The sequence below is a fragment of the Sphingobacterium psychroaquaticum genome, assembly GCF_900177625.1.
Lineage (GTDB): Bacteria > Bacteroidota > Bacteroidia > Sphingobacteriales > Sphingobacteriaceae > Sphingobacterium > Sphingobacterium psychroaquaticum.
The window spans coordinates 55,639-80,622 of record NZ_FXAU01000008.1; the positions used below are offsets into that span (position 1 = coordinate 55,639).

General features: G+C 41.0%; 22 protein-coding genes. 16 read left to right on the top strand and 6 right to left on the bottom strand.

The window, feature by feature from the left end; translation table 11 throughout:
• The first annotated feature begins 77 nt into the window (after positions 1–77).
• The 6 genes from B9Y69_RS17355 to rodA all read left to right on the top strand — a co-directional run bounded on the left by B9Y69_RS17355 (position 78) and on the right by rodA (position 7,610).
• Positions 78–1,733: a M1 family metallopeptidase gene (locus tag B9Y69_RS17355; RefSeq protein WP_085474260.1), complete on the top strand. Its 1,656-nt coding sequence runs from the start codon at positions 78–80 to the stop codon at positions 1,731–1,733.
• A 150-nt stretch (positions 1,734–1,883) separates the two neighbouring features.
• Positions 1,884–2,906 (top strand): rod shape-determining protein, encoded by a 1,023-nt coding sequence (locus B9Y69_RS17360; RefSeq protein WP_085474261.1) that lies wholly within the window; start codon positions 1,884–1,886, stop codon positions 2,904–2,906.
• Between the two features lie 98 nt (positions 2,907–3,004).
• The gene (gene mreC, locus B9Y69_RS17365; protein ID WP_085474262.1) at positions 3,005–3,838 is read left to right on the top strand and encodes a rod shape-determining protein MreC; all 834 of its coding nucleotides are present in this window, start codon (positions 3,005–3,007) and stop codon (positions 3,836–3,838) included.
• Between the two features lie 133 nt (positions 3,839–3,971).
• The gene (locus B9Y69_RS17370) at positions 3,972–4,358 is read left to right on the top strand and encodes a rod shape-determining protein MreD (RefSeq protein WP_234991298.1); all 387 of its coding nucleotides are present in this window, start codon (positions 3,972–3,974) and stop codon (positions 4,356–4,358) included.
• A 16-nt stretch (positions 4,359–4,374) separates the two neighbouring features.
• Complete coding sequence (mrdA, locus tag B9Y69_RS17375) at positions 4,375–6,339, top strand: penicillin-binding protein 2 (protein WP_085474264.1); 1,965 nt, start codon at positions 4,375–4,377, stop codon at positions 6,337–6,339.
• Positions 6,339–7,610 carry a rod shape-determining protein RodA gene (gene rodA / locus B9Y69_RS17380; protein ID WP_085474265.1) on the top strand — a complete coding sequence of 424 codons (1,272 nt, stop codon included), beginning with the start codon at positions 6,339–6,341 and terminating at the stop codon, positions 7,608–7,610. Before mrdA ends, rodA begins: the two co-directional genes overlap by 1 nt.
• Here the strand turns inward: rodA and B9Y69_RS17385 are convergent.
• From B9Y69_RS17385 to B9Y69_RS17395, 3 genes are read right to left on the bottom strand one after another with little or no spacing between them, the layout of a single operon-like run.
• Complete coding sequence (locus B9Y69_RS17385) at positions 7,607–8,461, bottom strand: nucleoside phosphorylase (RefSeq protein WP_085474266.1); 855 nt, start codon at positions 8,459–8,461, stop codon at positions 7,607–7,609. The genes rodA and B9Y69_RS17385 overlap by 4 nt on opposite strands.
• Positions 8,458–9,075 (bottom strand): IMPACT family protein, encoded by a 618-nt coding sequence (locus B9Y69_RS17390; RefSeq protein WP_085474267.1) that lies wholly within the window; start codon positions 9,073–9,075, stop codon positions 8,458–8,460. The genes B9Y69_RS17385 and B9Y69_RS17390 overlap by 4 nt, the downstream gene beginning before the upstream one ends.
• Entirely contained in the window at positions 9,072–9,926 is an 855-nt protein-coding gene (locus B9Y69_RS17395; RefSeq protein WP_085474268.1) for a DMT family transporter, read from the bottom strand. Before B9Y69_RS17395 ends, B9Y69_RS17390 begins: the two co-directional genes overlap by 4 nt.
• 608 nt (positions 9,927–10,534) lie before the next feature.
• Between B9Y69_RS17395 and B9Y69_RS17400 the strand changes: the two genes are divergently transcribed.
• The 5 genes from B9Y69_RS17400 (at position 10,535) to B9Y69_RS17420 (ending at position 15,764) form a co-directional block, all read left to right on the top strand.
• Positions 10,535–11,359 (top strand): prephenate dehydratase, encoded by an 825-nt coding sequence (locus B9Y69_RS17400; RefSeq protein ID WP_085474269.1) that lies wholly within the window; start codon positions 10,535–10,537, stop codon positions 11,357–11,359.
• A gap of 38 nt (positions 11,360–11,397) precedes the next feature.
• Positions 11,398–12,504 (top strand): chorismate mutase, encoded by a 1,107-nt coding sequence (locus B9Y69_RS17405; protein ID WP_085474270.1) that lies wholly within the window; start codon positions 11,398–11,400, stop codon positions 12,502–12,504.
• Entirely contained in the window at positions 12,504–13,754 is a 1,251-nt protein-coding gene (gene aroA, locus B9Y69_RS17410) for a 3-phosphoshikimate 1-carboxyvinyltransferase (protein WP_085474271.1), read from the top strand. Before B9Y69_RS17405 ends, aroA begins: the two co-directional genes overlap by 1 nt.
• A gap of 71 nt (positions 13,755–13,825) precedes the next feature.
• Positions 13,826–14,920 carry a chorismate synthase gene (aroC, locus tag B9Y69_RS17415; RefSeq protein ID WP_085474272.1) on the top strand — a complete coding sequence of 365 codons (1,095 nt, stop codon included), beginning with the start codon at positions 13,826–13,828 and terminating at the stop codon, positions 14,918–14,920.
• Positions 14,910–15,764, top strand: coding sequence for an ROK family protein (locus B9Y69_RS17420; RefSeq protein WP_085474273.1), 855 nt, complete (start codon positions 14,910–14,912; stop codon positions 15,762–15,764). Before aroC ends, B9Y69_RS17420 begins: the two co-directional genes overlap by 11 nt.
• Positions 15,765–15,797: 33 nt before the next feature.
• Here the strand turns inward: B9Y69_RS17420 and B9Y69_RS17425 are convergent, their stop codons facing one another.
• On the bottom strand, positions 15,798–18,221 hold the full coding sequence (locus B9Y69_RS17425) for an alpha-ketoacid dehydrogenase subunit alpha/beta (RefSeq protein ID WP_085474274.1): 2,424 nt from the start codon (positions 18,219–18,221) through the stop codon (positions 15,798–15,800).
• 147 nt (positions 18,222–18,368) lie between these two features.
• Here B9Y69_RS17425 and B9Y69_RS17430 point away from each other — a divergent pair, with 147 nt between their 5' ends.
• Complete coding sequence (locus tag B9Y69_RS17430) at positions 18,369–19,103, top strand: hypothetical protein (RefSeq protein WP_085474275.1); 735 nt, start codon at positions 18,369–18,371, stop codon at positions 19,101–19,103.
• Positions 19,104–19,117: 14 nt separating this feature from the next.
• On the top strand, positions 19,118–19,570 hold the full coding sequence (locus B9Y69_RS17435) for an NUDIX domain-containing protein (RefSeq protein ID WP_085474276.1): 453 nt from the start codon (positions 19,118–19,120) through the stop codon (positions 19,568–19,570).
• 525 nt (positions 19,571–20,095) lie between these two features.
• Here B9Y69_RS17435 and rlmH read toward each other — a convergent pair.
• Both rlmH and fbaA read right to left on the bottom strand, forming a co-directional pair.
• Entirely contained in the window at positions 20,096–20,569 is a 474-nt protein-coding gene (rlmH, locus tag B9Y69_RS17440; RefSeq protein WP_085474277.1) for a 23S rRNA (pseudouridine(1915)-N(3))-methyltransferase RlmH, read from the bottom strand.
• A 139-nt stretch (positions 20,570–20,708) separates the two neighbouring features.
• Positions 20,709–21,788, bottom strand: a complete 1,080-nt coding sequence (fbaA, locus tag B9Y69_RS17445) for a class II fructose-bisphosphate aldolase (protein WP_085474278.1) — start codon at positions 21,786–21,788, stop codon at positions 20,709–20,711.
• Positions 21,789–21,973: 185 nt separating this feature from the next.
• On the opposite strand from fbaA, the gene B9Y69_RS17450 reads away from it, so the two are divergent.
• Genes B9Y69_RS17450 through B9Y69_RS17460 form a run of 3 tightly spaced genes read left to right on the top strand, consistent with a single transcriptional unit; the run spans position 21,974 to position 24,977 of the window.
• Entirely contained in the window at positions 21,974–22,321 is a 348-nt protein-coding gene (locus B9Y69_RS17450; RefSeq protein WP_085474279.1) for an arsenate reductase, read from the top strand.
• Between the two features lie 3 nt (positions 22,322–22,324).
• Positions 22,325–24,271, top strand: a complete 1,947-nt coding sequence (locus B9Y69_RS17455; RefSeq protein WP_085474280.1) for a M1 family metallopeptidase — start codon at positions 22,325–22,327, stop codon at positions 24,269–24,271.
• Positions 24,272–24,275: 4 nt separating this feature from the next.
• The gene (locus B9Y69_RS17460) at positions 24,276–24,977 is read left to right on the top strand and encodes a hypothetical protein (RefSeq protein WP_134433599.1); all 702 of its coding nucleotides are present in this window, start codon (positions 24,276–24,278) and stop codon (positions 24,975–24,977) included.
• Positions 24,978–24,984: the final 7 nt, after the last annotated feature.

A 24,984-nucleotide genomic window follows, 5' to 3' on the forward strand; every position in this document is an offset into this window, starting at 1 on the left:
GCAAGCATTTTAATTGCATATGAAAGTAAATTTATATATGTTTACAGATACAGCGGCCCAAGGTCATCCAAGTATTTATGAAGTATTTATTTATTAGTGCTGTGCTTTTTTTTAGCGCCGTACAGACTAGTTATGCACAGCTCTTACATGCAAGAGAAATATTCAGTAAAGCCGACTCGCTTCGCGGCACATTAACGCCCTTACGCACGTGCTATGACATACAGTATTATCACCTTGATGTTAAGGTAGATATACCCAATAAATCAATTTCGGGAACAAATCTTTTTCGCTTTAAAGCAACCACTGATTTCCAGAAACTTCAGTTCGACCTTTTCGAAAATCTATCCGTCGATAAGGTCACCTATCACGGACGTGAACTACCGTTTTCTCGCGCGTATAATGCTGTTTTCGTGGACTTCCCTCAGGTAATCGAAAAGGGACGAATCGACTCTTTTACGGTCCATTATTCTGGAACTCCAATTGCAGCAACCCGAGCACCGTGGGACGGTGGTTTCGACTGGAAAAAGGATAGCAACGGAAAGCCCTGGGTCGCAACCGCCTGCCAAGGATTAGGTGCCAGCGTATGGTGGCCTAACAAAGACCACCAATCTGATGAAGTGGACAGCATGCTTATTTCTGTGGCAGTTCCTACGGGATTGATGAACGTATCGAACGGCAGACTCATCAAAACAGAACAACTTCCCGATAACTATACCAAATACCATTGGAAAGTCGTGAATCCAATAAACAACTATAATGTGGCACTTAATATCGGGGATTACGCACATTTCAGCGAAATATACAACGGAGAGAAAGGACCGTTAACATTCGATTATTACGTATTGCAAGAAAATAAAGGTAAAATCGAACACCTCCGTAAAAATGCACGTGAAACCCTCCAAGCTTTTGAACATTGGTTTGGCCCGTATCCGTTCTATGAAGATGGTTATAAACTCGTCGAAACCGCCCACCTGGGCATGGAACATCAAAGCGCCGTCGCCTATGGTAATAAATACAAAAATGGATATTTAGGGAATGATGGATCTGGTACAGGATGGGGTCTGAAATGGGATTTCATTGTGGTTCATGAAACAGGACACGAGTGGTATGGCAATAATATTACTTCTAGAGACTTGGCAGACATGTGGATACACGAAAGCTACACAAACTATTCGGAAGCCTTATTTATTGATTATCACTACGGCAAACGTGCCAGTCAAGAGTATGTGTATGGAAATCGCAAGGCAATACGTAACGACCGTCCTATGCAGGGTCCCTATGGTGTAAACAAAGAGGGTTCGGGTGATATGTACCCCAAAGGGGGCGTATTTCACCATATGATCCGTACGATTATCGATGACGACGACAAATGGCGGAGTATCTTACGCAAGATGAACAAGACATTCTATCACCAGACCGTTGATTACGCTGATATCGTCACTTTCTTAAACGCGGAAACAGGGATAAATTTTGACAGTATTTTTGCACAGTATGTACAGCATAAAACATTACCGACACTCGAAGTAAAGCAAATGCCTAATGGTCAAATAGCCTGCCGATGGATGGCTGAAACACCTAACTTTCAGATGCCCATACACCTGGGAGTAAAGGGGCAGAAATCACAGCAATACAAGGTAGGTTCGACCTTCACAACAATACCACTTGAGATCGCAAAAATAGGAGATTTAGATATCGATACATTCAACTATTATATTCGTGTTTCAACACAATAATCACAGGTAGTAAAACGTTATGAAAGTTCTTCATCCTAGGTTATCAAAACATTTACGAGAAGGTTCATTTTTTCCTTAATAACAGATGGATAAAACCATTTTTTTTATTTAGGTTTGCATTAAATTAAAAACTAAGACAACACATACCAAATGGGGTTATTTAACTGGTTTACGCAAGAAGTTGCTATAGATTTGGGCACAGCCAACACCCTTATCATTCATAACGATAAAGTAGTAGTGGACGAGCCTTCTATCGTTGCTTTCGACCGCACCACCAACAAGGTGATTGCAATCGGTCGTCAAGCGATGCAAATGGAAGGAAAAACGCACGATAATATAAAAACTGTACGCCCCTTGCGGGATGGTGTAATTGCAGACTTTACGGCTGCTGAACACCTGATTCGCGGTATGGTAAAATTAGTAAACAACGGAAAATCTTGGTTCTTCCCTTCCTTGCGAATGGTCGTGTGTATTCCATCTGGAATCACCGAGGTAGAGAAACGTGCTGTACGTGACTCTGCTGAGATTGCTGGTGCAAAAGAAGTATATCTTATTCACGAGCCTATGGCAGCCGCGGTCGGTATCGGTATCGATGTAGAGGAGCCTGTAGGAAATATGATTATCGATATCGGTGGAGGGACCACAGAAATTGCTGTTATCGCCCTTTCAGGTATTGTATGCGACCAGTCCATTCGGGTAGCTGGAGATAATTTTGACTCGGATATCGTACAATACATCCGTCGTCAGCATAACATCATGATCGGTGACCGTACAGCAGAAAAAATTAAAATCGAGGTAGGTGCTGCACTCCCTGAGTTAGCAGATCCACCAGCAGACTTTGCCGTACAGGGACGTGACCTCATGACCGGTATTCCAAAACAAATTACGGTATCGTATACTGAAATTGCACATTGTCTGGATAAGTCTATCTCCAAAATTGAAGAAGCAATCCTAAAAGCATTGGAAATTACACCGCCAGAACTATCTGCAGATATTTACCAAACAGGGATTTACTTAACAGGTGGAGGTGCGCTGTTACGCGGTCTTGATCGTCGTATACAGGCGAAAACAAAATTACCGGTTCATGTGGCTGAGGACCCACTACGCGCTGTTGTACGTGGAACAGGCATCGCACTTAAGAATATCGGTAGATTTAAGTTTTTAATGCAGTAATTCGGATTAACGAACATATAGAAATTTTAAAATACGCGGTATAGAAAAAATAAGGATCTATATCGCGTATTTTTTCACAGATTAAGCAACAATAATAAATGAAAAACCTTTGGCTATTTCTTTCTAGATACAACGCTATTTTTTGGTTTATTATTTTTTTTGTTGTCGCTATTGTATTGGTCGTCCGAAATAACAGTTACCAGCGTGCCTCTTTTCTCAACTCTTCCAATGTTATGGTAGGCTCATTCTACAAACAGGTGAATTCCTGGAAAAGTTATCTTGCGCTAGCGGATGCCAACGAGAAATTGACACAAGAAAATGTTTTATTACGGCAGCAAGTCCAGAACATGATTCAGGCCAACCCTGTAGTAGACTCGGTACACCTTGTAGATTCAATTGAGCAAGGCCGCTATGCCTTTATCATTGCTAATGTTGCGAATAATAGTATACACCAAAAAAGTAATTACCTCACACTAGATAAAGGAAGTGCAGATGGCATCGAACGAGGAATGGGCGTTATTACATCCAATGGTGTCGTTGGTATTGTTTTAAACACGTCAGCACATTTCAGCTCGGTTCAGTCACTGCTACACCCAGATACAAAAATATCAGTGACACTAGATACCTCTAAAGTTTTTGGCTCACTTGTATGGGGCGGCAATATCGATCCGCGATTCGCTATGGTACGGGATATCCCTAACCACATCAAAGTGAAAAAAGGAGAAAAAGTGTATACCTCTGGTTATTCTCTTTTTCCTGCAGGAATTCAAGTGGGACATATCGTAGAGACGGGTATCACCTCCGGAGAGAGCTTCCTCGACTTAAAGATTAAGCTGACGACCAATTTCAGCAACCTTAACCACGTGTACATCGTGAAGGATTTGCTGGTTAAAGAAAAACAGGAACTCGAAGCAACACAAGACAATGGGTAAGGTTATTATTTTCAACGTAATACGTTTCTTAGTATTGATCCTATTACAAATAGCGCTCTTTAAAAACATTGGCTATTATAACCTTGTTTCTTTCTACCCATATATTTTAATTATCTTCCTATTACCAATAGGAATGCCAAATCTATTGCTCTTCACCCTCTCTTTTTTAACTGGGTTAACAATAGATGCTTTCTATGATTCGTTGGGGCTCCATGCGGCAGCCTGCGTGGCATTAGCTCTATTTCGCATTTTCTTTCATAAGATTACCTTGGAAGTAGATATGCAAGAGTCATTCAACACACCTTCTTTGGCAGAAATGGGAACAAAGTGGTTTCTCTCTTATGTCTTTTTTGGGACCTTAGTACACCATTTCACTTTGTTTATCATCGAGACTTTCTCTTTTACAAATTTCCTATACACGCTGGCAAGCATCATTTTAAGTAGTATATTTACAGTACTGACTATCCTGTTAATGAGCTTGTTAGTCTATAGAAAAAAATCACGCATTAGTAACATTTAAAAAGGACTTTGCGTTCATGAACAACAGTTTTTTTGCACGAAAATTCGTCATTCAAGGTATTTTTATTGCTATCGCTATCATTATTGTGGCGCGGCTTTTCTATATCCAAATAATTGACAAGAGCTACTTGCTGTCCGCTAATAACAACGTCTTACGTAAGGTGGTTGTATATCCTGCGCGAGGTGTAGTATTTGACCGTAATGGTAAAGTCCTCGTGCAGAATGAGCCGGTTTATGATTTGATGGTTATTCCACAAGAAGCAAAAGAAATAGACACAGCTCTATTATGCCAGTTGATTGATATCCCGGTTGAAGGTTTTAAAAAGAGGATGGATAAAGCACGTGCACATTCACCGTATAGAGCTTCTCCCTTTGAAAAACAATTGCCTTCCACAACCTATGCGCAATTACAAGAACATCTTTATAAATTCCGTGGATTTTATGTGCAAAATAGAACTGTGCGTAGTTATCCAGACAGTGTCGCCGCGCAGGTTTTAGGCTATACCCTTGAAGCCAATGAGCGTGATATCGAACGATCAAAAGGCTTTTATCGTCCCGGCGACTATATTGGAGCTACTGGAATTGAACGATCCTATGAAGATCTACTACGAGGGCAACGCGGAGTTAAAAACCAAATGGTGGATGCTCTGAATCGACCTAAAGGTGTATTTATGGAAGGTAAATACGATACTTTAGCTGTTGCGGGTGATGGCTTGATATCAACGCTTGATAAAGACCTACAGGTACTTGCCGAAAAGCTCATGAAAGGAAAGATGGGTTCTATTGTTGCTATTGAACCATCCACTGGAGAAATCCTAACCTTTGTAAGTAGCCCGGGATACAACCCTAATATGATGGTCGGTCGTGAACGCGGCAACAACTATATGAAACTGCTGAACGATAAGACTAAACCGATGTTCGTGCGTCCTATTCAGGCGTATTATCCACCGGGATCAGTATTTAAGGTCGTTGCAGCATTAACGGCGCAACAGGCGGGCGTTATCGATGAACATACTGTTTTTAATTGTCCAGGCGGCTACCGTTATGGGGGTGGTCGTGCGATTATGCGCTGTACACACGTGGATGGTCCTACAGGATTGATTAAATCAATTCAGAAGTCGTGTAATACATACTACGGTTATGTATACGCGCGGATGATTGATTCCCGTGGCATGCCTTCTACCAAAGCCTATGATCTATGGCGTGAAGCAATTGGTAAGTTTGGTATTGGTCACACCCTTGGGATTGATCTTCCGGGTGAAAAACCTGGACTTATTCCAACTTCATCCTGGTATACCAAACGATACGGCAACGACAAATGGAAATCGGGATATAACATTTCCTTATCTATCGGACAAGGCGAGATGGGAATTACACCACTACAAATGGCAAATATCATGGCCATTGTAGCAAATAGAGGTTTTTATTACCGTCCACATTTGGTAAAAGGAATTGGTGAAAAGAAAATTATCCGTAAAGAATATACAGAAAAGATACATGCCGGTGTTGATGCCAAATATTACGAAGCAGTAATCGAAGGGATGAGCCGTGCGGTAAACGTCCCTGGTGGAACTGGATACAGCGTACGTGTACCGGGAGTGGAAATGTGTGGAAAGACAGGAACGGCACAAAATCCACACGGTAAAGACCATGCTGTCTTCTTTGCCTTCGCTCCACGTGAAAACCCAAAGATTGCGATCGCTGTCTTTGTGGAGAATGCAGGGTTTGGAGGCGTATGGGCCGGGCCAATGGTTAATATGTTAGTCGAAAAGTACCTTAAAGACACCATCTCCTTACCGAAATACACGCAGGATCGTATTTTTAATGCGAACTTCCTTCCAAAAGAAACGGCTAAGAAAGAAGAGGTAAAGAAAGATTCAACAAAAACAAAAAAAGATACAGCAGCGGTGGTAAAAACTGCAGCGGTGCGGGATGAGAAAAAAGAAATGTTTGTTCACCATAGCCAAGTAACAAGACGTTAATGAACAGTACTACAGAAAAAAGCTTTTTTGGGCGTATCGATTGGATTACGATACTGATATGGTTAACCCTGTGTATAATTGGTTGGTTTAACATCCATGCAGCCGTCTTCAATCCAGAACATCCAGGACTCTTTAGTTTGGAGACAAACTACGGTAAGCAATCCATATACATTTTCACAGCGATGATCATTGGTTTCAGTATTCTGATTATCGATGCCAAGTTTTTTTTATCCTCTGCCCCTTTCATCTATGCGGTGGTCATTCTGCTTCTTATAGCCGTACTGGTCGTAGGACGAAGTGTTGGTGGAAATCAATCATGGATCCCTCTCGGTAGCTTTCGTTTACAACCTTCCGAATTTGGAAAACTAGCGACCTGTTTGCTTTTAGCCTCGTATCTCAGTAGTCAATCAAGTAAAGCGCCCAATATGCGCACTTTATTGACAGGTGCTGCGATTGTCGCATTACCCATTGCTTTGGTCATGCTCCAGAAAGATACAGGGTCGGCGCTCGTATTCTTTTCTTTAATCTTTGTGTTTTATAGAGAAGGTTATGTGGGCAACGGTCTTCTTATCCTGGCGGCTTTAGCAATTTTATTGTTTGTTCTAGCTTTGCTTATCAACCAATGGATCCTTATTGGCGTGATCTTCTTGATCTGTGGATTTTTTGCTTATAACTTACGTAAAAAAAGAAAACACCTTATTAATATAGGTCTACTATTTGCCCTAAGTTCCATTTACATCTTATGTGTAGATTTTGCCTATGAGCATATTTTACAGCCACACCAGCGAAATCGTATCGATGTTATCTTAGGAAAAATAGATGACCCACGGGGCGAAGGCTACAACCTTAATCAATCAAAAATTGCAATTGGCTCCGGGCAGTTTTGGGGTAAAGGATATTTACAAGGAACACAGACCAAATACAATTTTGTTCCAGAACAAAGCACGGATTTTATCTTTTGTACAATTGGTGAAGAATGGGGGTTTGTAGGAAGTGTCATTTTGATTGCCCTCTATCTGACCCTACTTATACGGCTAGTGAATATTGCGGAACGACAGCGAACGGCCTTTGCCCGCATCTATGCATACGGGGTGGCTTCCATCCTCTTTTTCCACTTCTTTATCAATCTCGGTATGACTATCGGTATTGTCCCAGTAATTGGTATCCCCCTTCCTTTTTTAAGCTACGGAGGATCCTCTTTATGGAGTTTTACAATATTGCTATTTATCTTGTTACGATTCGATTCAAGCCGCAAGGGACTGAACAACTAAATTTTAGTCAAAACGTAACGAATCGCATTTTCAACAATCTCTTTCGGATTACTGGAAAACGTATCACTCAACCGGCTTGCCAAGATCGCGTTTACAGAGAGGGCATGGTGACCAAACATATTGGCCAACGCATAGATACCAGCCGTTTCCATCTCTAAATTGGTAATCGAACGGCCGTTTACACGGAAAGAATTAGCCCGTTGAATTAAATCGGGATAAACATTCACGGAACGCACAGAGCGACCTTGTGGCCCATAAAAACCAGGCGCAGTCATCGTAATTCCTTTTGGCAGATCTGTAGCGAATTGCTGCAGCAGCTTTTGGCTTGCCCGACCAACGTACGGTTTAAAGCTCAGTGTATTAAAATGCTGCTGAATAGCTTCCTGAATAACCTCTTCTTCGGCAGAATACTCTTTTACGTAATACTGCATTAACGCGTCAAACCCAATGGCATACTCACTCACCATAATGGTTCCCATCGTAATATCTCCTTGAATAGATCCAGACGTACCAATACGAATAATGTCAAGACTCGTCAGGTCTGTCTTCAACATACGCGTTTCAAAATCAATGTTTACTAAAGCATCGATTTCATTGCATACGATATCAATATTATCCGTACCTATACCGGTAGAAATCACAGATACACGCTTGCCATTTATTGTACCCGTATGCGTAATAAATTCACGCTTACCTTTACGCACTTCAATATGATCAAAATACTTAGACACCTCGCCCACACGGTCAGGATCCCCGACAAAAATGATGGTCGATGCCAAATCTTCAGGCAGTAAATTCAAATGGTAAATGCTACCGTCCGGGTTTAATATCAATTCTGAATCTGCAATCATAAGGTGGTTAAATAAGTATATCGAATATTGTCCAGTTTTTCCAACTTCTGAACAACTTGGTTAACCTGCATTTTTCGTATTTCTACTTCTATGGAACAAGCATTATCAAACTCTTGTTTTAAGATAGGTAAATTTTCCTCCTTCACCAAGCGCATTACATCGTTCATCTGCAAATAATCAAAATCAATACGATACATATCATTTACAGTGCGCTCTACTACAGTTGCCGCCTCAAGCGCTTCCAAGGTTGCCATTTTATACGCGTTGATCAATCCCGGAACGCCTAACAACGTCCCCCCGAAATAACGAACAACTACAACAAAAATATTGGTGACATCTTTAGACAATAATACATTCAGGATAGGACGCCCTGCTGTACCCGAGGGCTCGCCATCATCATTGACCCGATAAACAGTACGATCGGGAGTTAACCGATAAGCCCAGCAATGGTGCCTTGCTTTGGGGTGCAAAGACTTCAGCTCGGCTATAATATCTTTTACAGCACGTTCGTCCCGAAATGGATAAGCATAAGCAATAAACTTACTTCCCTTATCCCTAAAAATACCTTCTGTAGGTTCCGCAATCGTAAAATATGTATCCTCAAATAAACTCACAGATATGCTATAATTAAAACAGAAATGACCGCCAAGGCTAAGCCGATCTTATTATACAATGTTAGGCGTTCATGAAAAAAAACTACGCCAATTAAGGCTCCAAGCAGGATCACGCCAATATTCATACCTGTAAAAACGACGGAGGGGCTCTCCGGTAAAGCGCGATGCGCTTTCATATAAAACAGGATATTCCCAAAATTAAACAATCCCAACAGGATTCCCCAACCAACAGACTTTATATTTATAGGTTCTTTTTTTATGACAACCCTGAACAAAAGCAATACAATAGTAAAAAACATCGCTAAAGCAAATACCATCAGCATAGAGAAGGAATAAGGGACTTGTTGATACAAGGCAACTTTCTTAAAAAGGACATCAATAACGCCCATACCAAAAAAGACCAATGCCGGATAAATCCATCTCATATTCTCTACCCCACTTCGTTTGTGCCAACCTATCGAGAAAAATATGGCACACAAACCAATCCCAATACCGATCAGTTTCGTATTGGCCATTTCTTCATGAAAGATAAAAATGGCAGCCATTAGTGGAATAAAGAGTGATAGTCGCTGGGCCACCTCCGTTTTCACTATACCGCTAAACTCTATGGAATAGGCAATGCAAATGAAGATAACCGGCAACAACAACGCTAGCGGTATATACAAATGCCATGGTAAAACGGCTTGTGAAAAGTCAATTTGACCCGGTTTAAGAAAAAAATAAGTCATTAACGTCGCCACAGGATAGTTCCACACGATAAGGTGAAGATGTTTAAATCCCCTATTTTTTGCCATCTTAATAATAACAGATACGGTGACGCTACAAAGCACACTTAATAATACGTATAACATAGAAAAGTAATACAACAATTAGAGGCTCAAGTCTACGAAAACTTTTGGAAAACGCCTCCATTTTTATCGTATGAATACCTACGTCACAGCCAGATCCAATAAAAAATCAATAAATAAACGCTAAAATTCTGTTAAAAAAACATTAAATTAATATAAATTTTACAGTTATTTTTCAAACAAAAAACACACAAAAATAAAGCTAATAAATAACATAAAAACAAAAGATTAACTACACAAAAACAACACTAAAAAACAAATTAAAAATAGTTAAACATCTAATTAAAAGATTTTTACATAAAAACAAGAGATGAAAAACTGATTAAAAAAAACGCAAAAAAAATCAATAAATAACCATATAAAATGGCAAAATAAACAACAATAAAAGCATCAATAATATATATTTAAAAAAAATATTTTGCATATATAAAATATATCCTCTACATTTGAACCATAAAGTTTGACAGATGACAAAGTGCACAACATATTTTTATTTTGGTTTCTTTTATTTTAACGATAAGAGCCGGGATTGATATGTTTATACACATAAAATTAAACAGAAGGTCCCGAGCAAATGTTCGGGACCTTTTTATTTGCCCTTAAACACAGACATGAAAACAAGAATAGCAATACAGGGTGTTAAAGCATCCTTCCACGAAGAAGCGGCCTTCAAGTATTTTGGTGAAGATATTGAAACCATCGAATGTGAATCTTTTAAGAAGACCTGTGAAATGCTAAAGCAAGGAAAGGCTGACTACGTGGTGATGGCCATAGAAAACTCGATTGCCGGGAGTATTTTACCAAACTACAATCTCTTGCGCGATTATCGTTTTCATATTATTGGTGAGGTACACTTAAATATTCAGCAAAATCTTTTGGCCCTGCCAGGCGTAAAAATAACTGATATTAAGTTTGTCGAATCACACCCTATTGCTATTCGTCAGTGTGACGAGTTTTTAAGTGACTATCCCGAGTGGACCGTAAAAGAAGGTATGGATACAGCCGCTTGTGCCAAAGGAATTGCCGATAACCAGCTTAAAAATACTGCTGCAATCGCAAGTGCTCTGGCAGCGAAACTGTATGGTCTCAATATCTTGGAAAAGCGAATCGAAACCAACAAGAAAAATGCAACGCGTTTTCTTATTTTGGCAAACCAGGTAATTGAACAAAAAAATGCAAACAAGGCATCCCTATCCTTTCAGACAGGCAACGCCGTCGGTGCCCTGGCAAATGTATTACAGTGCTTTGCCGAACAAAACGTGAACCTCAGTAAAATACAATCTATGCCCGTTGTAGGAAAACGAAATGAGTACGACTTTTATGTCGACGTAGAATGGAAAAAACAAAGTGATTATGATGCTGCAATCCGTAAAGTACTAAAGCACACCGTAAACTTCAATATCATGGGGGAATACCTCAAAAACGAAAAAGTGTAAATCAACCCACCCTATTTAACATATAAAAAAAACACAAAATGAAACATACATTAGACATCGTCCCTTTGAATTCTTGGTTAGATACAGGCGACAAACCTTTAATTATTGCAGGTCCTTGTAGTGCAGAAACGGAAGAACAACTTGTTTCTACGGCACACTTACTAGCGAACACCGGCAAAGTAAACATCCTTCGTGCTGGTATTTGGAAACCAAGAACACGTCCTGGAGAATTTGAAGGAATCGGTAGTATCGGACTAACATGGTTAAAACGCGCTAAAGAAGAGACCGGTTTATTAACAGCGACAGAAGTTGCGACAGCAAAACATGTGGAAGAAGCCTTAGCAGCGGGCGTAGACGTATTATGGGTAGGTGCGCGCTCTACAGCAAACCCATTCACCGTACAAGAAATTGCTGACGCTTTAGTTGGCGTTGATATCCCTGTATTGGTGAAGAATCCAGTAAACCCAGATCTTTCACTTTGGATTGGTGCTTTGGAACGTATCAATGGTGCCGGCATTAAAAAGCTAGCTGCGATTCACCGTGGGTTCTCTTCTTTCGAGAAAACAGCTTTCCGTAATGAACCGATGTGGGATCTTGCGATTCAATTGAAATCGGCTTGTCCAGACCTACCTATCATCAATGACCCAAGCCACATCTGTGGAAATAGAGAATTGATTCCTTACATTGCGCAAAAAGCGATGGATATGGATTTGCAAGGATTAATCATTGAATCACACATCGATCCTTCTGTGGCATGGACAGATGCTAAACAGCAATTAACACCAGCCGCATTAGCCGAACTGATCGACAACCTATCTGTTCGTCGTCCAGAATCAAACAACCCGGCTTTCGAAGATAAGCTTGCGGAGTTACGTCAGCAAATCGACAAATTAGATGACGCTATCTTGAAACAAATTGGTGATCGTATGAAAATCGCTGAAAAAATTGGTGAATACAAACGCGACAACAATGTGACCATCCTACAAGTAAACCGTTGGGATGAAATCGTAGAAAAAAGATTACAATTAGCAAAAGCATTAACACTAAGTGATGATTTTGCAACAAAATATCTTGAATTATTGCATAACGAATCTATTCGTAAGCAAAACGAAATCATGAACACTAAACCTGTTGCGGAGGCATAATGAGTTTAAAAAGCATTAGCCTAACCCACCCAACAAAAGCAATAAGCGGCACGGTACAATTGACTGGCTCTAAGTCAGAGAGTAACCGTGCGCTTATTCTTGAAGCATTGAGCCAGGGTCTCGTCCGGATCGAAAACCTCTCCGAGGCAGCAGATACGGTGATTATGCAACAGGCACTACAACAAGCCCAAGACACGCAGGCAACACACAAAACAATCGATATTGGTCCGGCAGGAACAGCTATGCGTTTCCTTACTTCGTACCTCAATCTTGCTAATGGTAGCTTTACATTGACGGGAACCGAACGGATGCAACAGCGTCCCATCGGAATATTAGTAGATGCCTTGCGCTCCATTGGTGCCGATATTACCTACGAGAAAGCAGAAGGATATCCACCGTTGCGTATTGTGGGAGGCTTCCAGCAAACAGCGGACAACTTACGGATTAAAGGTGATGTAAGTAGTCAATACTTATCATCTCTCCTCCTGGTAGCTGCTACTTTAGAGCAGGGACTGACCTTAAATATTGAAGGCGAGCTGACCTCTAAACCTTATGTCAGCATGACACTAGACATGCTTCAAGAAGCAGGAATTAAACACCATTGGTCGGAAAATAGTGTCGCTATTGCCAAACAACCATTTTTGGAAACTACGATCTATATCGAACCGGATTGGAGTGCCGCTTCATATTGGTATTCCATTGTTGCTCTTTCCGACAATGGACATATTATATTGCCGGGACTCAAAAGAAACAGTCTTCAAGGCGATATCGCCATTGCAGATATTATGCAACATTTTGGGGTCGAAAGTAGGTTTGAGATAGATGGCTTACACCTTATTAAAACCGACAATATTTCTACCGAAAAACTGTTTGATTTTAAGGAATGTCCTGACCTAGCACAAACTGTAGTTGCCTTAGCTGCGGGATTAAAACGCGACATCTCGATCACAGGCGTAGAGACCTTGAAAATTAAAGAAACAGACCGTATCGCTGCATTACGTCAAGAGATTTCAAAATTTGGAGCTGAACTAATTACCGATGGTGATATATATCACCTTCATACGGCAGGTGTGGCTTTGTCAGAACCCCTTACTTTTGACACCTACGAGGATCATAGAATGGCCATGGCATTCGCCCCATTAGCACTTATTTTCAACAACATAACCATAAACGAACCCATGGTTGTTGAAAAGTCATACCCACTATTCTGGGAACATTTGAAATCTCAGGGCTTCAAAATCGTGGAATAAACACACCAATTCAGCAATTACCCCTAGTTTGTTATTGCTGAATTGGTATATTTACCGAATAATACACAATTATGGCTGGAAATTCTTTTGGCACTCTGTTTAGCATAACAACCTTTGGCGAGTCGCATGGCAAAGCTATTGGTGTTATTATCGATGGATGCCCACCAAATATAGATATTGACGAAGATTTTATTCAATCTGAACTTGATAAACGGAGACCCGGACAATCTAAGATCACCACGCAACGTAAAGAAAGCGATACCGCACAAATCTTATCGGGTGTTTTTGAAGGTAAATCTACGGGTACTCCCATAGCAATTTTGATTCCCAACGAGGATCAACGCTCCAAGGATTATTCACATATAGCTGACAAATATCGTCCATCGCATGCCGATTTCACGTATCAGCAGAAATATGGTATCCGTGATTATCGTGGTGGCGGTCGCTCCTCTGCCCGTGAGACAGCTGCTCGCGTTGCCGCAGGTGCCGTGGCGAAGTTATTCCTAAAAAAACATGGTATCGAAATCTTTGCACACGTCTCCTCCGTTGGACCTATTGAAGCACCAAATTTAGACACAACGGATCTAAATGCGCTCTTAGAAAGACGTGAAAATAATATTGCGCGCTGTGCCGATCCTGCCACAGCTAATGAGATGATTGCACTGATCGACGAAGTACGTAAAGCAGGTGACACCATTGGTGGACAAGTTTCAACGATTGTCCGTCATGTTCCGGCAGGTCTAGGGGAACCGGTATTTGATAAACTACATGCTGATCTAGGAAAGGCTATGCTTAGCATTAACGCCGTGCATGGATTTGAATACGGCTCTGGATTTATTGGTTCGCAGATGCGCGGCTCTGAACACAACGATATCTTCATAAAAGAAAACGATAATGTACGCACCAGAACAAACTTCTCTGGCGGAATACAAGGCGGAATTTCTAATGGGATGGATATAACCTTCAGAACAGCATTTAAACCTGTAGCAACCATTATGCGCGACCAGGAAACGCTAAATGAAAGTGGTGAAGCTACCACAATAACAGGAAAAGGAAGACATGACCCTTGCGTTGTTACGCGTGCGGTTATTATTGTTGAGGCAATGACTGCATTGACCCTTGCAGATCATTTTTTACGGAATATGGCGTACACCAATGAGCGATAATTTAGTATTAACTGCCGATATTGGCGGAACACACATCACATCAGCAATAGTAGATATTTCGACATGGCAAATTCTAGAGGCTACAATCTCTAGAAGCCATGTTAATTCTAAATCGGATGCTAAATCGATTTTATTATCGTGGAAAGACTGTCTCACAGATAGTTTACAGAAAACAGAACACGTTATAAGCCATCTCGGAATTGCCATGCCCGGACCTTTTGATTATGAGAAAGGAATATCATTAATGTTAAATCAAGATAAGTACGATGCGCTATACCAACTTAATATACAGGAAGCGCTACAAGAAGTCCTGGATTATAAAACTGAAATAAGGTTTATTAATGATGCGGCGGCATTTTTACAAGGAGAGGTTTTTGCCGGCGACCTAAACCAGCGTGCAGTTATGCTGGGGATTACACTCGGAACAGGACTCGGATCCGCTGTTTGGAAACGTGGACAAAAAGCGTTCGATGCGGATCTTTGGAATAGCCCCTATAATGATACGATCTTCGAAGAGTACCTTGTAACACGCTGGCTCACCAAACGATTCGAAGAACTTTCTGGTATCTCCGAAAAAGGATTTAAAGATATTATAGAAAAACACCGTCAAACAAAAGCCTTTGATATTTTACTCACGGAATATGCTAAATCGTTATATGACTTTCTGTGCTTTTTCTCGGAGAAACACCAATGCCACTCCTTTATCTTAGGTGGTAGCATTGCTAAAGCATGGCCGATTATTGAAAGCTATAATGCCTCAGATTTTCGTGCTTTTGAAATATGGACGGGTCAATATGCAGAAAAAGCGGCCATGATGGGTGCCGCTTCTTTATTTAGATCTTAATTTCTTTCGGAGTCAACCGCAAGAATATCCCAATTACGAATAAAGCTTGGGATATTCTTGCTCATTATACTCACTCATCATCTCATAGACCACCTCCACAACATCATCCACGGAAGGTTTTGTGAAGTAATCACCATCCGACCCATACGGAGGACGGTGTGCTTTTGCCGACAGCGTACGCGGTTGTCCATCGAGAAGGAAGTATCCTTTTTGCGTTTCCAAAATCTCCTGCAAAAGGTAAGCTGTTGCACCTCCAGGCATATCCTCATCAACAACGAGTAGTTTATTGGTTTTACTAAGCGACTTAACAGAAAGTTGTTCCCGATCAAAAGGCAACAAACATTGTGCATCAATAATCTCAATAGAGATACCGAGCTTTTCAAGCTCTATAGCAGCCTCTTGTACGACTCGTAAAGTTGCCCCATACGATACAACCGTTACATCTTTTCCTGGGCGAATAAGTTCTGCCACGCCTATTGGAACAGTAAATTCACCTACATTTGATGGCATTTTCTCTTTCAATCGATAGCCATTCAAGCATTCCACAACAAGTGCAGGCTCGTCCGAACGCAACAAGGTATTATACATACCGGCTGCTTGGGTCATATTACGGGGTACACAGACATGCATTCCCCGCAAACCACCTAACAAAACAGTCATCGGTGAACCCGAATGCCAGATTCCTTCCAAACGATGTCCCCGTGTACGAACAATTACAGGCGCCTTTTGCGTTCCTTTTGTACGATAACTTAAACTAGCCAAATCGTCACTCAGTACAGGCATTGCATAAATCAGATAATCCAAATACTGAATCTCGGCAATAGGTCTTAATCCACGCAAGGCCAAACCAATCCCCTTTCCGATGATAGCAGACTCCCGTATACCGGTATCAAAAACACGGAGTTCACCGAATTTCTCCTGCAGTCCCGCAAATCCTTGGTTCACATCGCCGATCTTCCCGACATCTTCACCAAAAGCTAAAATACGTTCATCTCGGATAAAATTCTCTTTGAAACAAGCATTGAGCACTTCGCGTCCATCGACTACCGCAGCATCATCGTCATACACCGTATCCGTCATGACTAAAGACAAAGGCGATTCATTCGTATCACTGAACAATTTATCATTATACCGGCTATGATTAATAGCCATCTTTTCTTTATACCAAGAAACAAGTGCTTCTTTTCCTGCCACATTCACCTGGCGTAAGTCTCGAATAGCACGTCTCACATTCGCATACACTTCCTTGAGTGAAGGCTCAGCTAAGGACTGTAGCATTTTTAATGGCAGATCAACCATCGGATGCGGGATCTCTGAAAGTAGAGCGATGCTCTCATCAAGATCCACCTGAATAGTTTTATGATAATCAGCCCAAGCACGGCGCTGTTCGGTTCGTACAAAGGCCTTGGCCTCTTTTTCTATATGAGCAAGTTCTTCTGCATTGGCAACGCCAGAGGTCAACAACCACTCTCGAAATTTAACATTGCAATCATAGGCATCTTCCCATTCCAGGCGTTCTGCTGACTTGTAACGCTCATGCGACCCCGAAGTGGAGTGCCCTTGTGGCTGCGTTAATTCCGTAACATGTACCACACAAGGAACATGTTCCTCACGCGCAAACTTTGCAGCCCGTTCATATACCTCACATAGCGCTGCATAATCCCAACCACGGACTTTAAAAATCTCCACGCCAGATGTTCCAGCACTATCTCGCTGAAAGCCACGAATAGCTTCAGAAATATCCGACTTAGCTGTCTGGACTGCATTCGGAACCGAAATGCCATAACCATCATCCCATACCGATAAAACCACAGGAATCTGCTTTACCGCCATGGCATTAAGGGTTTCCCAAAAAACACCTTCCGATGTAGCAGCATTCCCAATCGTACAGAATACTACTTCATTCCCTTTTTGGGAAAAGTAGTTGAGATACTCGAGCTGATCATTTTCACGGTAAAGTTTTGAAGCAAGCCCTAAACCCATCACGCGCGACATCTGCCCACCAGTCGTAGAGATGTCAGAAGCCGAATTTTTTTGTTCGGTTTGGTTATACCAATTTCCAGCGCTATCTATCAATTGGGTCGAAAAGTGACAATTCATTTGTCGTCCTCCCGAAGAAGGATCCGCCTCTAAATCCGGATTTGCATATAATTGGGAGAAAAAATGATAGATATTGGATATCCCGGAGGCAAATATAAAAGTTTGATCCCGGTAGTATCCTGAACGCCAATCGCCTTCCTTAAAAACTTTTGACAAAGCAAGTTGTGCCACTTCCTTTCCGTCACCGAAAATTCCGAATTTAGCCTTCCCTGTCAAAACTTCTTTCCGTCCCAACAAACTTACATATCTGCTTTCCGCAGCGAGTTTATAATCGTTTAGAATGATTTCGCGAAAGTCTTCAAAACTGATTTTTGAAGTTTCAAAATCATTACTTATGTTCATGGTAATATCAGACATAGTTAAACTACGGTTTTAACAAAAGTAGTAAAATATAAGTTCTATCCCAATTCTTCCCTTCGTTTATCACTTGCTTAAAATGGTAAAGAAGTTTTTCATTACAGCAATTAATAGTTACTTTTAGGCTCTTTTTAGTAGCAGAAAGTAATGAGTAAGAATCCGAACAAGAACGAGCAGCAGCCCAATTTTTTAGGCGATTTAGAAAAGACCATCATTATCAATCAATTAATGGAAGTTCCTTTTACGGATCGCAATGAACAATGGCGGGATGATTTTTTGGCCCATATTGCGGGCGCCAATTTAAAGCTTGGCGATCCGGAGGTTATCATGAGTAACGACGGCTTTCCCTACATCCAACTACAAACGGTTGGTACAGACGAGAGTTTTCAAGCTTTTGTGTTACAGAATCAACTGGATGTTATCTTAGAACAGGGATTCGGAGTCGCTATCAATGCGCAATCAGGACAGCCAGATTGGGTATTTTCATACGGGGACTTAGTAAACCTGAGACTGAACCAATCTTTTTATTCTGAAGTGAGCTTGTTCTCAAATCCAAGCGAGTACCTCGGTATCGGACAAGATGAAGATATTTTGGTGGGTCAACCTTCCGAGGATATTTTTCCGGGCTACCTACGTCGGCAAGTCAAAGAGTTCTTACAGTATTCAGGGGTTAAGAATCCCAAAATGATGCTTATTGCCCGTAACTACACCGATGAAGAACGCGCTTCACAGGATTTGGTATTTAATATTATGCCAACACAATTTGCGACGGAAAAAGATTTCAACACGATTATGAACACGGTACAATGGTTTTTACCCAAGCACTATTCATTCTTCGGGGTTGACGAGATGAGTATCGAGAACGGGTTTCAACCTTTATAATTTTGGCGTAAACGATGTATTTATTTAATGTACGGGTATATGGCATACTCGTGAACGAAAATAACGAAGTGCTGATCAGTGATGAGAAATTATCAAAGGTCGCTTTCACAAAATTCCCGGGCGGTGGATTGGAATATGGAGAAGGATTAATTGACGCTTTAAAGCGGGAGTTCATGGAGGAATGCGAGCTCGAGGTTGAAGTATTGAGCCATCTATACACCACAGATTTCTATGAAAAATCGAGCTTTAACGAAAGTCAAATTTTATCTATTTACTATCAAATAAAAGCCGTCAGTCCTATTACATTTGAACTAAAGAAAAGCCCATTCGATTTCTCGAATGAAAAGCAACAGGAGAAAATGGAGGTCTTTCGGTTTATTCCTATAGCCGATCTTCAGGAGGACGATCTGACCTTCAAAACGGATAAAGCAGCGTGGAACGCTTTTAAACGGTTGCAGCAGAAGTAAGGTTTCTTATTTTAGTTAGACAAGAGTTTATCCTTACTATTTCTTACCCGCCTACTGCGGGCAAGCTTGTAGCTCCTAATTAGTTGGGATTAGTTCAGTAGTTCGAGTTTGTAGCTTGGACTCTTTTGAGAGGACACGAGCCAAAGGCTCGCGCCAGCGTGCGGTAGTTGGGTCGTTTGTAGAGCACAGCTAAATTTTGTATCTTGTTGAAAGATTTGCGACCACTTCTATACGCCAACAAATCTTAAAGATATGGTTCCCCTATTGGCAGCCACCTACTATGCTCTCTGTACTACAAACTCCTCACTACGAACTACAAACCACCAACTATATATACTTGAAAACGTAGTACAACACAATAATAATAACGATACAAGAAACGATAAGTGTTTTATTTCTTCTTCCATCGCTATAAGATTCTTCGCTCTTAAACTTATAATCTCGCTTAAAATTATTTAAGTCCATTTTAACCTCCTTTTATATATGAGATGCAAAAAAGCATCCTTTTTCACAATACACCAAAAATTATTCGTGATGATAGGGTTCCCCTCGCATAATGCTGAAAGCACGATAAAGCTGCTCCACAAAGAACATACGTATCATCTGATGGGAGAACGTCATCTTCGATAATGAAATCTGTTGGTTTGCTCGCGCATAAACCTCCGACGAAAAGCCATACGGTCCACCAATTACGAAAATAAGATGATTCACCGAGCCCACCATTTTTTGTTCGATAAACTTAGAAAAATCCACAGAACGATATTCTTTTCCCCGCTCATCCAAAAGCACAACAAAATCCAATGTACTCATATTTTTTAGGATCAATTCGCCCTCTTTTGTCTTCTGTTGCTCCTGACTCAAGTTTTTTACATTTTTAATATCAGGCAACACCACGATATTAAATGTAATATAGTGCTTCAAGCGCTTCACATAGTTTTCAATACCAGTCTGCACAAATCCCTCATCCGTCTTACCAATACAAAGCAATGTTATCTTCATCGTATACGACCTCGTTTTAAGAAAGCAAAATTAGTTAAAGTTTACCTGAATATAAGGCATAAAAAATGGTTCTGCGGTATTGCGCCCCAGAACCATTTTATATCAACGGCTATTAGCAATTTGCTGTTCGCCTATCGCATTACAGCTTACTGTTTATATCAATTGCATTAAGCTCTTCGAATGCTTGTGTCAAACGTGTAACAAAAGCCTCTTCACCTTTACGTAACCATACGCGTGGATCATAGTATTTTTTGTTTGGAGAATCTTCCCCCTCTGGGTTACCGATCTGTCCTTGTAAGTAATCGTGGTTTTTCGCTTCATACGCACGAACACCATCCCAATATGCCCATTGCATATCCGTATCAATATTCATTTTGATAGCTCCGTAAGAGATTGCTTCTGCAATTTCTTCTGGGCTAGATCCTGATCCACCATGGAATACAAAGTTTACCGGCTTCTCTGCAGAAAGGTTAAATTTCTGACGGATAAACTCTTGTGAGTTATGTAAGATTACAGGTTGTAACTTCACGTTTCCTGGCTTGTACACCCCGTGTACATTCCCGAAAGCTGCCGCTACTGTAAATTTATCAGAAACTTGAGAAAGTTCTTCGTATGCATACGCTACCTCTTCTGGTTGTGTATAAAGTTTCGAACTATCAACATCCGAGTTATCAACACCATCTTCCTCACCACCTGTAACACCTAACTCGATTTCAACCGTCATACCTAGCGGTTTCATGCGCTCCAAGTATTTTTTTGATATCTCAATATTTTCTTCAATCGGCTCTTCAGATAAATCCAACATATGCGATGAAAACAAAGGCTTGCCATGTTGTGCAAAGAATTTCTCACCTGCATCCAATAAACCGTCGATCCAAGGCAACAATTTCTTCGCCGCGTGATCTGTGTGCAAAATTACCGCAACACCATAGTGCTCCGCCAATAAGTGTACATGTTGCGCCGCCGAAACAGCACCCAAGATACACGCTTTCAACCCGTCATTATTTAATGTTTTACCCGCATAAAACTGTGCGCCACCATTAGATAATTGAATGATTACTGGGGAATTTACTGCCTTAGCAGTCTCCATAACAGCGTTAATAGAATTGGTACCAATAACGTTTACTGCTGGCAATGCGAATTTGTGTGTTTTTGCAATCTCAAAAAGCTCTTGCACTTGACTACCCGTCAAAACACCTTTAAAATCTTTTAGGCTCATTGTTTTATTTTAAGATATTGTCGATTTAATTATAATTCTGACTAAAGATACTACTTTTTTACAATACCCAACAATACTTAGTGTAAAAAATACACTATATAAAGCACCATTATTTTCCCAAAACTGAATTCGTCTCTTCTTAAATATATTAATATCTTTACTTTTCATAGACACAATTCATTTTTATGGTACATGTTTACGGCATTAAAAATTGTAACACAGTAAAGAAAGCATTAGACTGGCTTGATCATAACAAAGTTGCATACACTTTTCATGATTTCAAGAAAGAACCAGCGACAGAAGAAAAGCTTTTGGAATGGCAAAAGGAAGTAAGCTGGGAGGTTTTGGTTAATAAAAAAGGAACAACTTGGCGCAAATTAACGGATCCGGAGAAAGCAGCGGTAGTCGATCCTTCTTCGGCCAATCACGTTCTTTTAGCGAACAACAGTATGATCAAACGCCCGGTTATTGAAACAGCTAAAGGAATCATTTTGGGTTTTGATGAATCCGAATACACCAAAAAATTAGGATAAGATATGTTAAAGAGATTTTTGTTTATAGCGCTTTCGGGAAGCCTATTATGTAGCAACTTGTCTGCGCAAACACAAAGCATCTATGATTATACGGCAGCCTTTGATCCTATCTTTTACACGAACAATGGATCTGCATACCGTTCCGCCAGTGGAAAACCAGGACATGCGTACTGGCAGAATAAAGCCGATTATACTATTAAAGTTGCCTTAAACGATCAAACGGACAATGTCAACGGCACTGTTCGAATCACTTACACCAACAACAGTCCAGACGAACTTTCCTTTTTATGGTTTCAATTGGATCAAAATCTTTTCCATGAAGATTCCCGCGGCCAAGCCACAATCCCTTTAGACGAAAGTCGTTATGGATCCCCTAATTCCACGTTCAACGGTGGGTTTACATTTGACAACATCCGCTTTGCTGATGGCACCAAAGCTACGTACCAAATTGTCGATACACGAATGCGATTGGAACTTCCTAAAGCCTTATCGGCGCAAGGAGGGACAGTAACATTGGATTTGTCATTCTCTTATACCGTGCCTGAATATGGAGCAGATAGAACCGGGATATTAACGACCCGAAACGGTAAAATTTACACTATAGCGCAATGGTATCCTCGGGTTTGTGTATATGATGATATCTTAGGCTGGAACACGGAACCTTATACGGGACCAGGTGAGTTTTACTTAGAGTATGGGGATTATGATATTGAGATAACCGCACCCGGCAATCATATTGTTGTCGCGGGCGGAGAGCTCCTCAATCCACAGGATGTTTGGACCGCAGAACAATTACAACGCTATAATCAAGCGGCGCAAAGTGATAAAACCATATTTATCCGTTCGGCTCAGGAGGTGACAGCACCAGGATCTCGCCCCAACAAGGCCCTTTTAACGTGGAAATACAAACTAAATCAAGCGCATGACTTTGCGTGGGCCTCATCACCAGCGTTTATTATTGATGGTGCAAAAATCAATAATCCGAGTGGTAAAAAAGCCTTGGCATTATCGGCCTATCCCGTAGAAAGCAGTGGAAACAACGGATGGGAACGTTCCACCGAATACACCAAAGCATCGATCGAATACTATAGCAAAAAATGGATGGAGTATCCCTACCCTGTGGCTGTAAATGTTGCATCAAATGTTGGTGGCATGGAATACCCGGGAATTTCGTTCTGTGGTCACCAGGCAAAGGGAGGAAACCTATGGGGGGTTACCGATCATGAATTCGGCCACAACTGGTTTCCTATGATTGTAGGCAGTAATGAACGCTTACACGGATGGATGGATGAAGGTTTCAATACCTTTATCAATGAATTATCTACTGAAGCATTCAACAAAGGTGAATACCACAAACGCTTTGGAAACCGCAATAGTATGACCCGCGCATTTTCAGCTCCTTCGCTAGAACCTGTCATGTCATCACCCCAAAATATGAAAGAACGGAACATCGGAACACTTGTTTACTACAAACCGGGATACGGTCTTCGTTTATTGCGTGATGAGATTATTGGTGCGGAGCGTTTTGACAAAGCATTTCGCAACTATATTGCTTACTGGGCATACAAACACCCTGCTCCGGATGACTTCTTCCGCACTATTGAAAATGAAACCGGAGAGAACCTAGCCTGGTTTTGGCGCGGTTGGTTTAAAAATAACTGGTCACTAGACCAAGCAATAAGCCGAGTAGAATACGACAAACTGGACCCGAAAAATGGTGCTTTAATTACGGTCGAGAACTTACAAAAACTTCCAATGCCCGTTGTCATTGAAGCGACTACGGAATCAGGAGAAAAAATAAGAAAGAAATTGCCTGTCGAGATCTGGCAACGCAATAAATCGTGGACTTTTAAGTTAAAGACTACAGAAAAACTAACAAAAGTTGTTATCGACCCGGATCATGTTTATCCTGATATTAACCCTGATAATAATGTATGGCCGAAAAAATAAGTATATGAGAATTAAAAATTATATGTATCAGGTAGGCCTATGCCTATTCATTAGCGTGTTGACGAATCTTTCCGCGCAAGTTCAGGCACAAGAAGTCAAGGGGATTGTTCATGAACTGGAAAGCAGCCAACGCGTTAAAGATGTCAAAGTAAAAAACCTTCGCACTAAAGAAGAGACAAAAACAGACAGTCAAGGGAATTTCACGATCGGCGGACAGCTTAATGATTACCTAACATTTACACAAATAGGCTACAATGTTGATACCGCCTTTATCTATGCTGGCGGCGTGCAACGGATCTACTTAACACGCGATAATAAAAGCATTATAATTGACGAAGTCGTGGTAAGCCGTTTGACCGATAGCCGACTGATTGCAGAGATAGAACAGGCCCAAAATCAAGGAAAAGTAACGGAAGCTTCTCAGACCAGAGGTGGACTTCGCTTATCACCATCGCGTCTATTCGGAAAGAAAGGTAAGCAGGCGCGCAAAAACCTGGACTTACTTCTTGCGGAGCAAAACAAACGTAAGGTGGACCGCCTATTCTCCGACCAAACTATACTTTCCGTTGTTCCGTTGAACGATACGGAACTTCCTTTATTTAGGGAACAATTCCGTCCGACTTTAGAGTTTATCCAGACCGCCTCACCCGAGGATGTAAGGATATACATCTTGGATTCATACAGTAAATTTAAATCAAAAAAATAACTACTAA

Bases quoted from the DNA above. Each gene is read 5' to 3' on its own strand.
- B9Y69_RS17455 (WP_085474280.1), top strand. From the start codon at position 22,325: ATGTTAAAGAGATTTTTGTTTATAGCGCTTTCGGGAAGCCTATTATGT.
- mreC (WP_085474262.1), top strand. From the start codon at position 3,005: ATGAAAAACCTTTGGCTATTTCTTTCTAGATACAACGCTATTTTTTGG.
- B9Y69_RS17405 (WP_085474270.1), top strand. From the start codon at position 11,398: ATGAAACATACATTAGACATCGTCCCTTTGAATTCTTGGTTAGATACA.
- aroA (WP_085474271.1), top strand. From the start codon at position 12,504: ATGAGTTTAAAAAGCATTAGCCTAACCCACCCAACAAAAGCAATAAGC.
- aroC (WP_085474272.1), top strand. From the start codon at position 13,826: ATGGCTGGAAATTCTTTTGGCACTCTGTTTAGCATAACAACCTTTGGC.
- rlmH (WP_085474277.1), bottom strand. From the start codon at position 20,569: ATGAAGATAACATTGCTTTGTATTGGTAAGACGGATGAGGGATTTGTG.
- B9Y69_RS17370 (WP_234991298.1), top strand. From the start codon at position 3,972: ATGCCAAATCTATTGCTCTTCACCCTCTCTTTTTTAACTGGGTTAACA.
- B9Y69_RS17385 (WP_085474266.1), bottom strand. From the start codon at position 8,461: ATGATTGCAGATTCAGAATTGATATTAAACCCGGACGGTAGCATTTAC.
- B9Y69_RS17360 (WP_085474261.1), top strand. From the start codon at position 1,884: ATGGGGTTATTTAACTGGTTTACGCAAGAAGTTGCTATAGATTTGGGC.
- rodA (WP_085474265.1), top strand. From the start codon at position 6,339: ATGAACAGTACTACAGAAAAAAGCTTTTTTGGGCGTATCGATTGGATT.
- fbaA (WP_085474278.1), bottom strand. From the start codon at position 21,788: ATGAGCCTAAAAGATTTTAAAGGTGTTTTGACGGGTAGTCAAGTGCAA.
- B9Y69_RS17435 (WP_085474276.1), top strand. From the start codon at position 19,118: ATGTATTTATTTAATGTACGGGTATATGGCATACTCGTGAACGAAAAT.
- B9Y69_RS17430 (WP_085474275.1), top strand. From the start codon at position 18,369: ATGAGTAAGAATCCGAACAAGAACGAGCAGCAGCCCAATTTTTTAGGC.
- B9Y69_RS17460 (WP_134433599.1), top strand. From the start codon at position 24,276: ATGAGAATTAAAAATTATATGTATCAGGTAGGCCTATGCCTATTCATT.
- B9Y69_RS17400 (WP_085474269.1), top strand. From the start codon at position 10,535: ATGAAAACAAGAATAGCAATACAGGGTGTTAAAGCATCCTTCCACGAA.
- B9Y69_RS17420 (WP_085474273.1), top strand. From the start codon at position 14,910: ATGAGCGATAATTTAGTATTAACTGCCGATATTGGCGGAACACACATC.
- mrdA (WP_085474264.1), top strand. From the start codon at position 4,375: ATGAACAACAGTTTTTTTGCACGAAAATTCGTCATTCAAGGTATTTTT.
- B9Y69_RS17395 (WP_085474268.1), bottom strand. From the start codon at position 9,926: ATGTTATACGTATTATTAAGTGTGCTTTGTAGCGTCACCGTATCTGTT.
- B9Y69_RS17450 (WP_085474279.1), top strand. From the start codon at position 21,974: ATGGTACATGTTTACGGCATTAAAAATTGTAACACAGTAAAGAAAGCA.
- B9Y69_RS17355 (WP_085474260.1), top strand. From the start codon at position 78: ATGAAGTATTTATTTATTAGTGCTGTGCTTTTTTTTAGCGCCGTACAG.
- B9Y69_RS17425 (WP_085474274.1), bottom strand. From the start codon at position 18,221: ATGTCTGATATTACCATGAACATAAGTAATGATTTTGAAACTTCAAAA.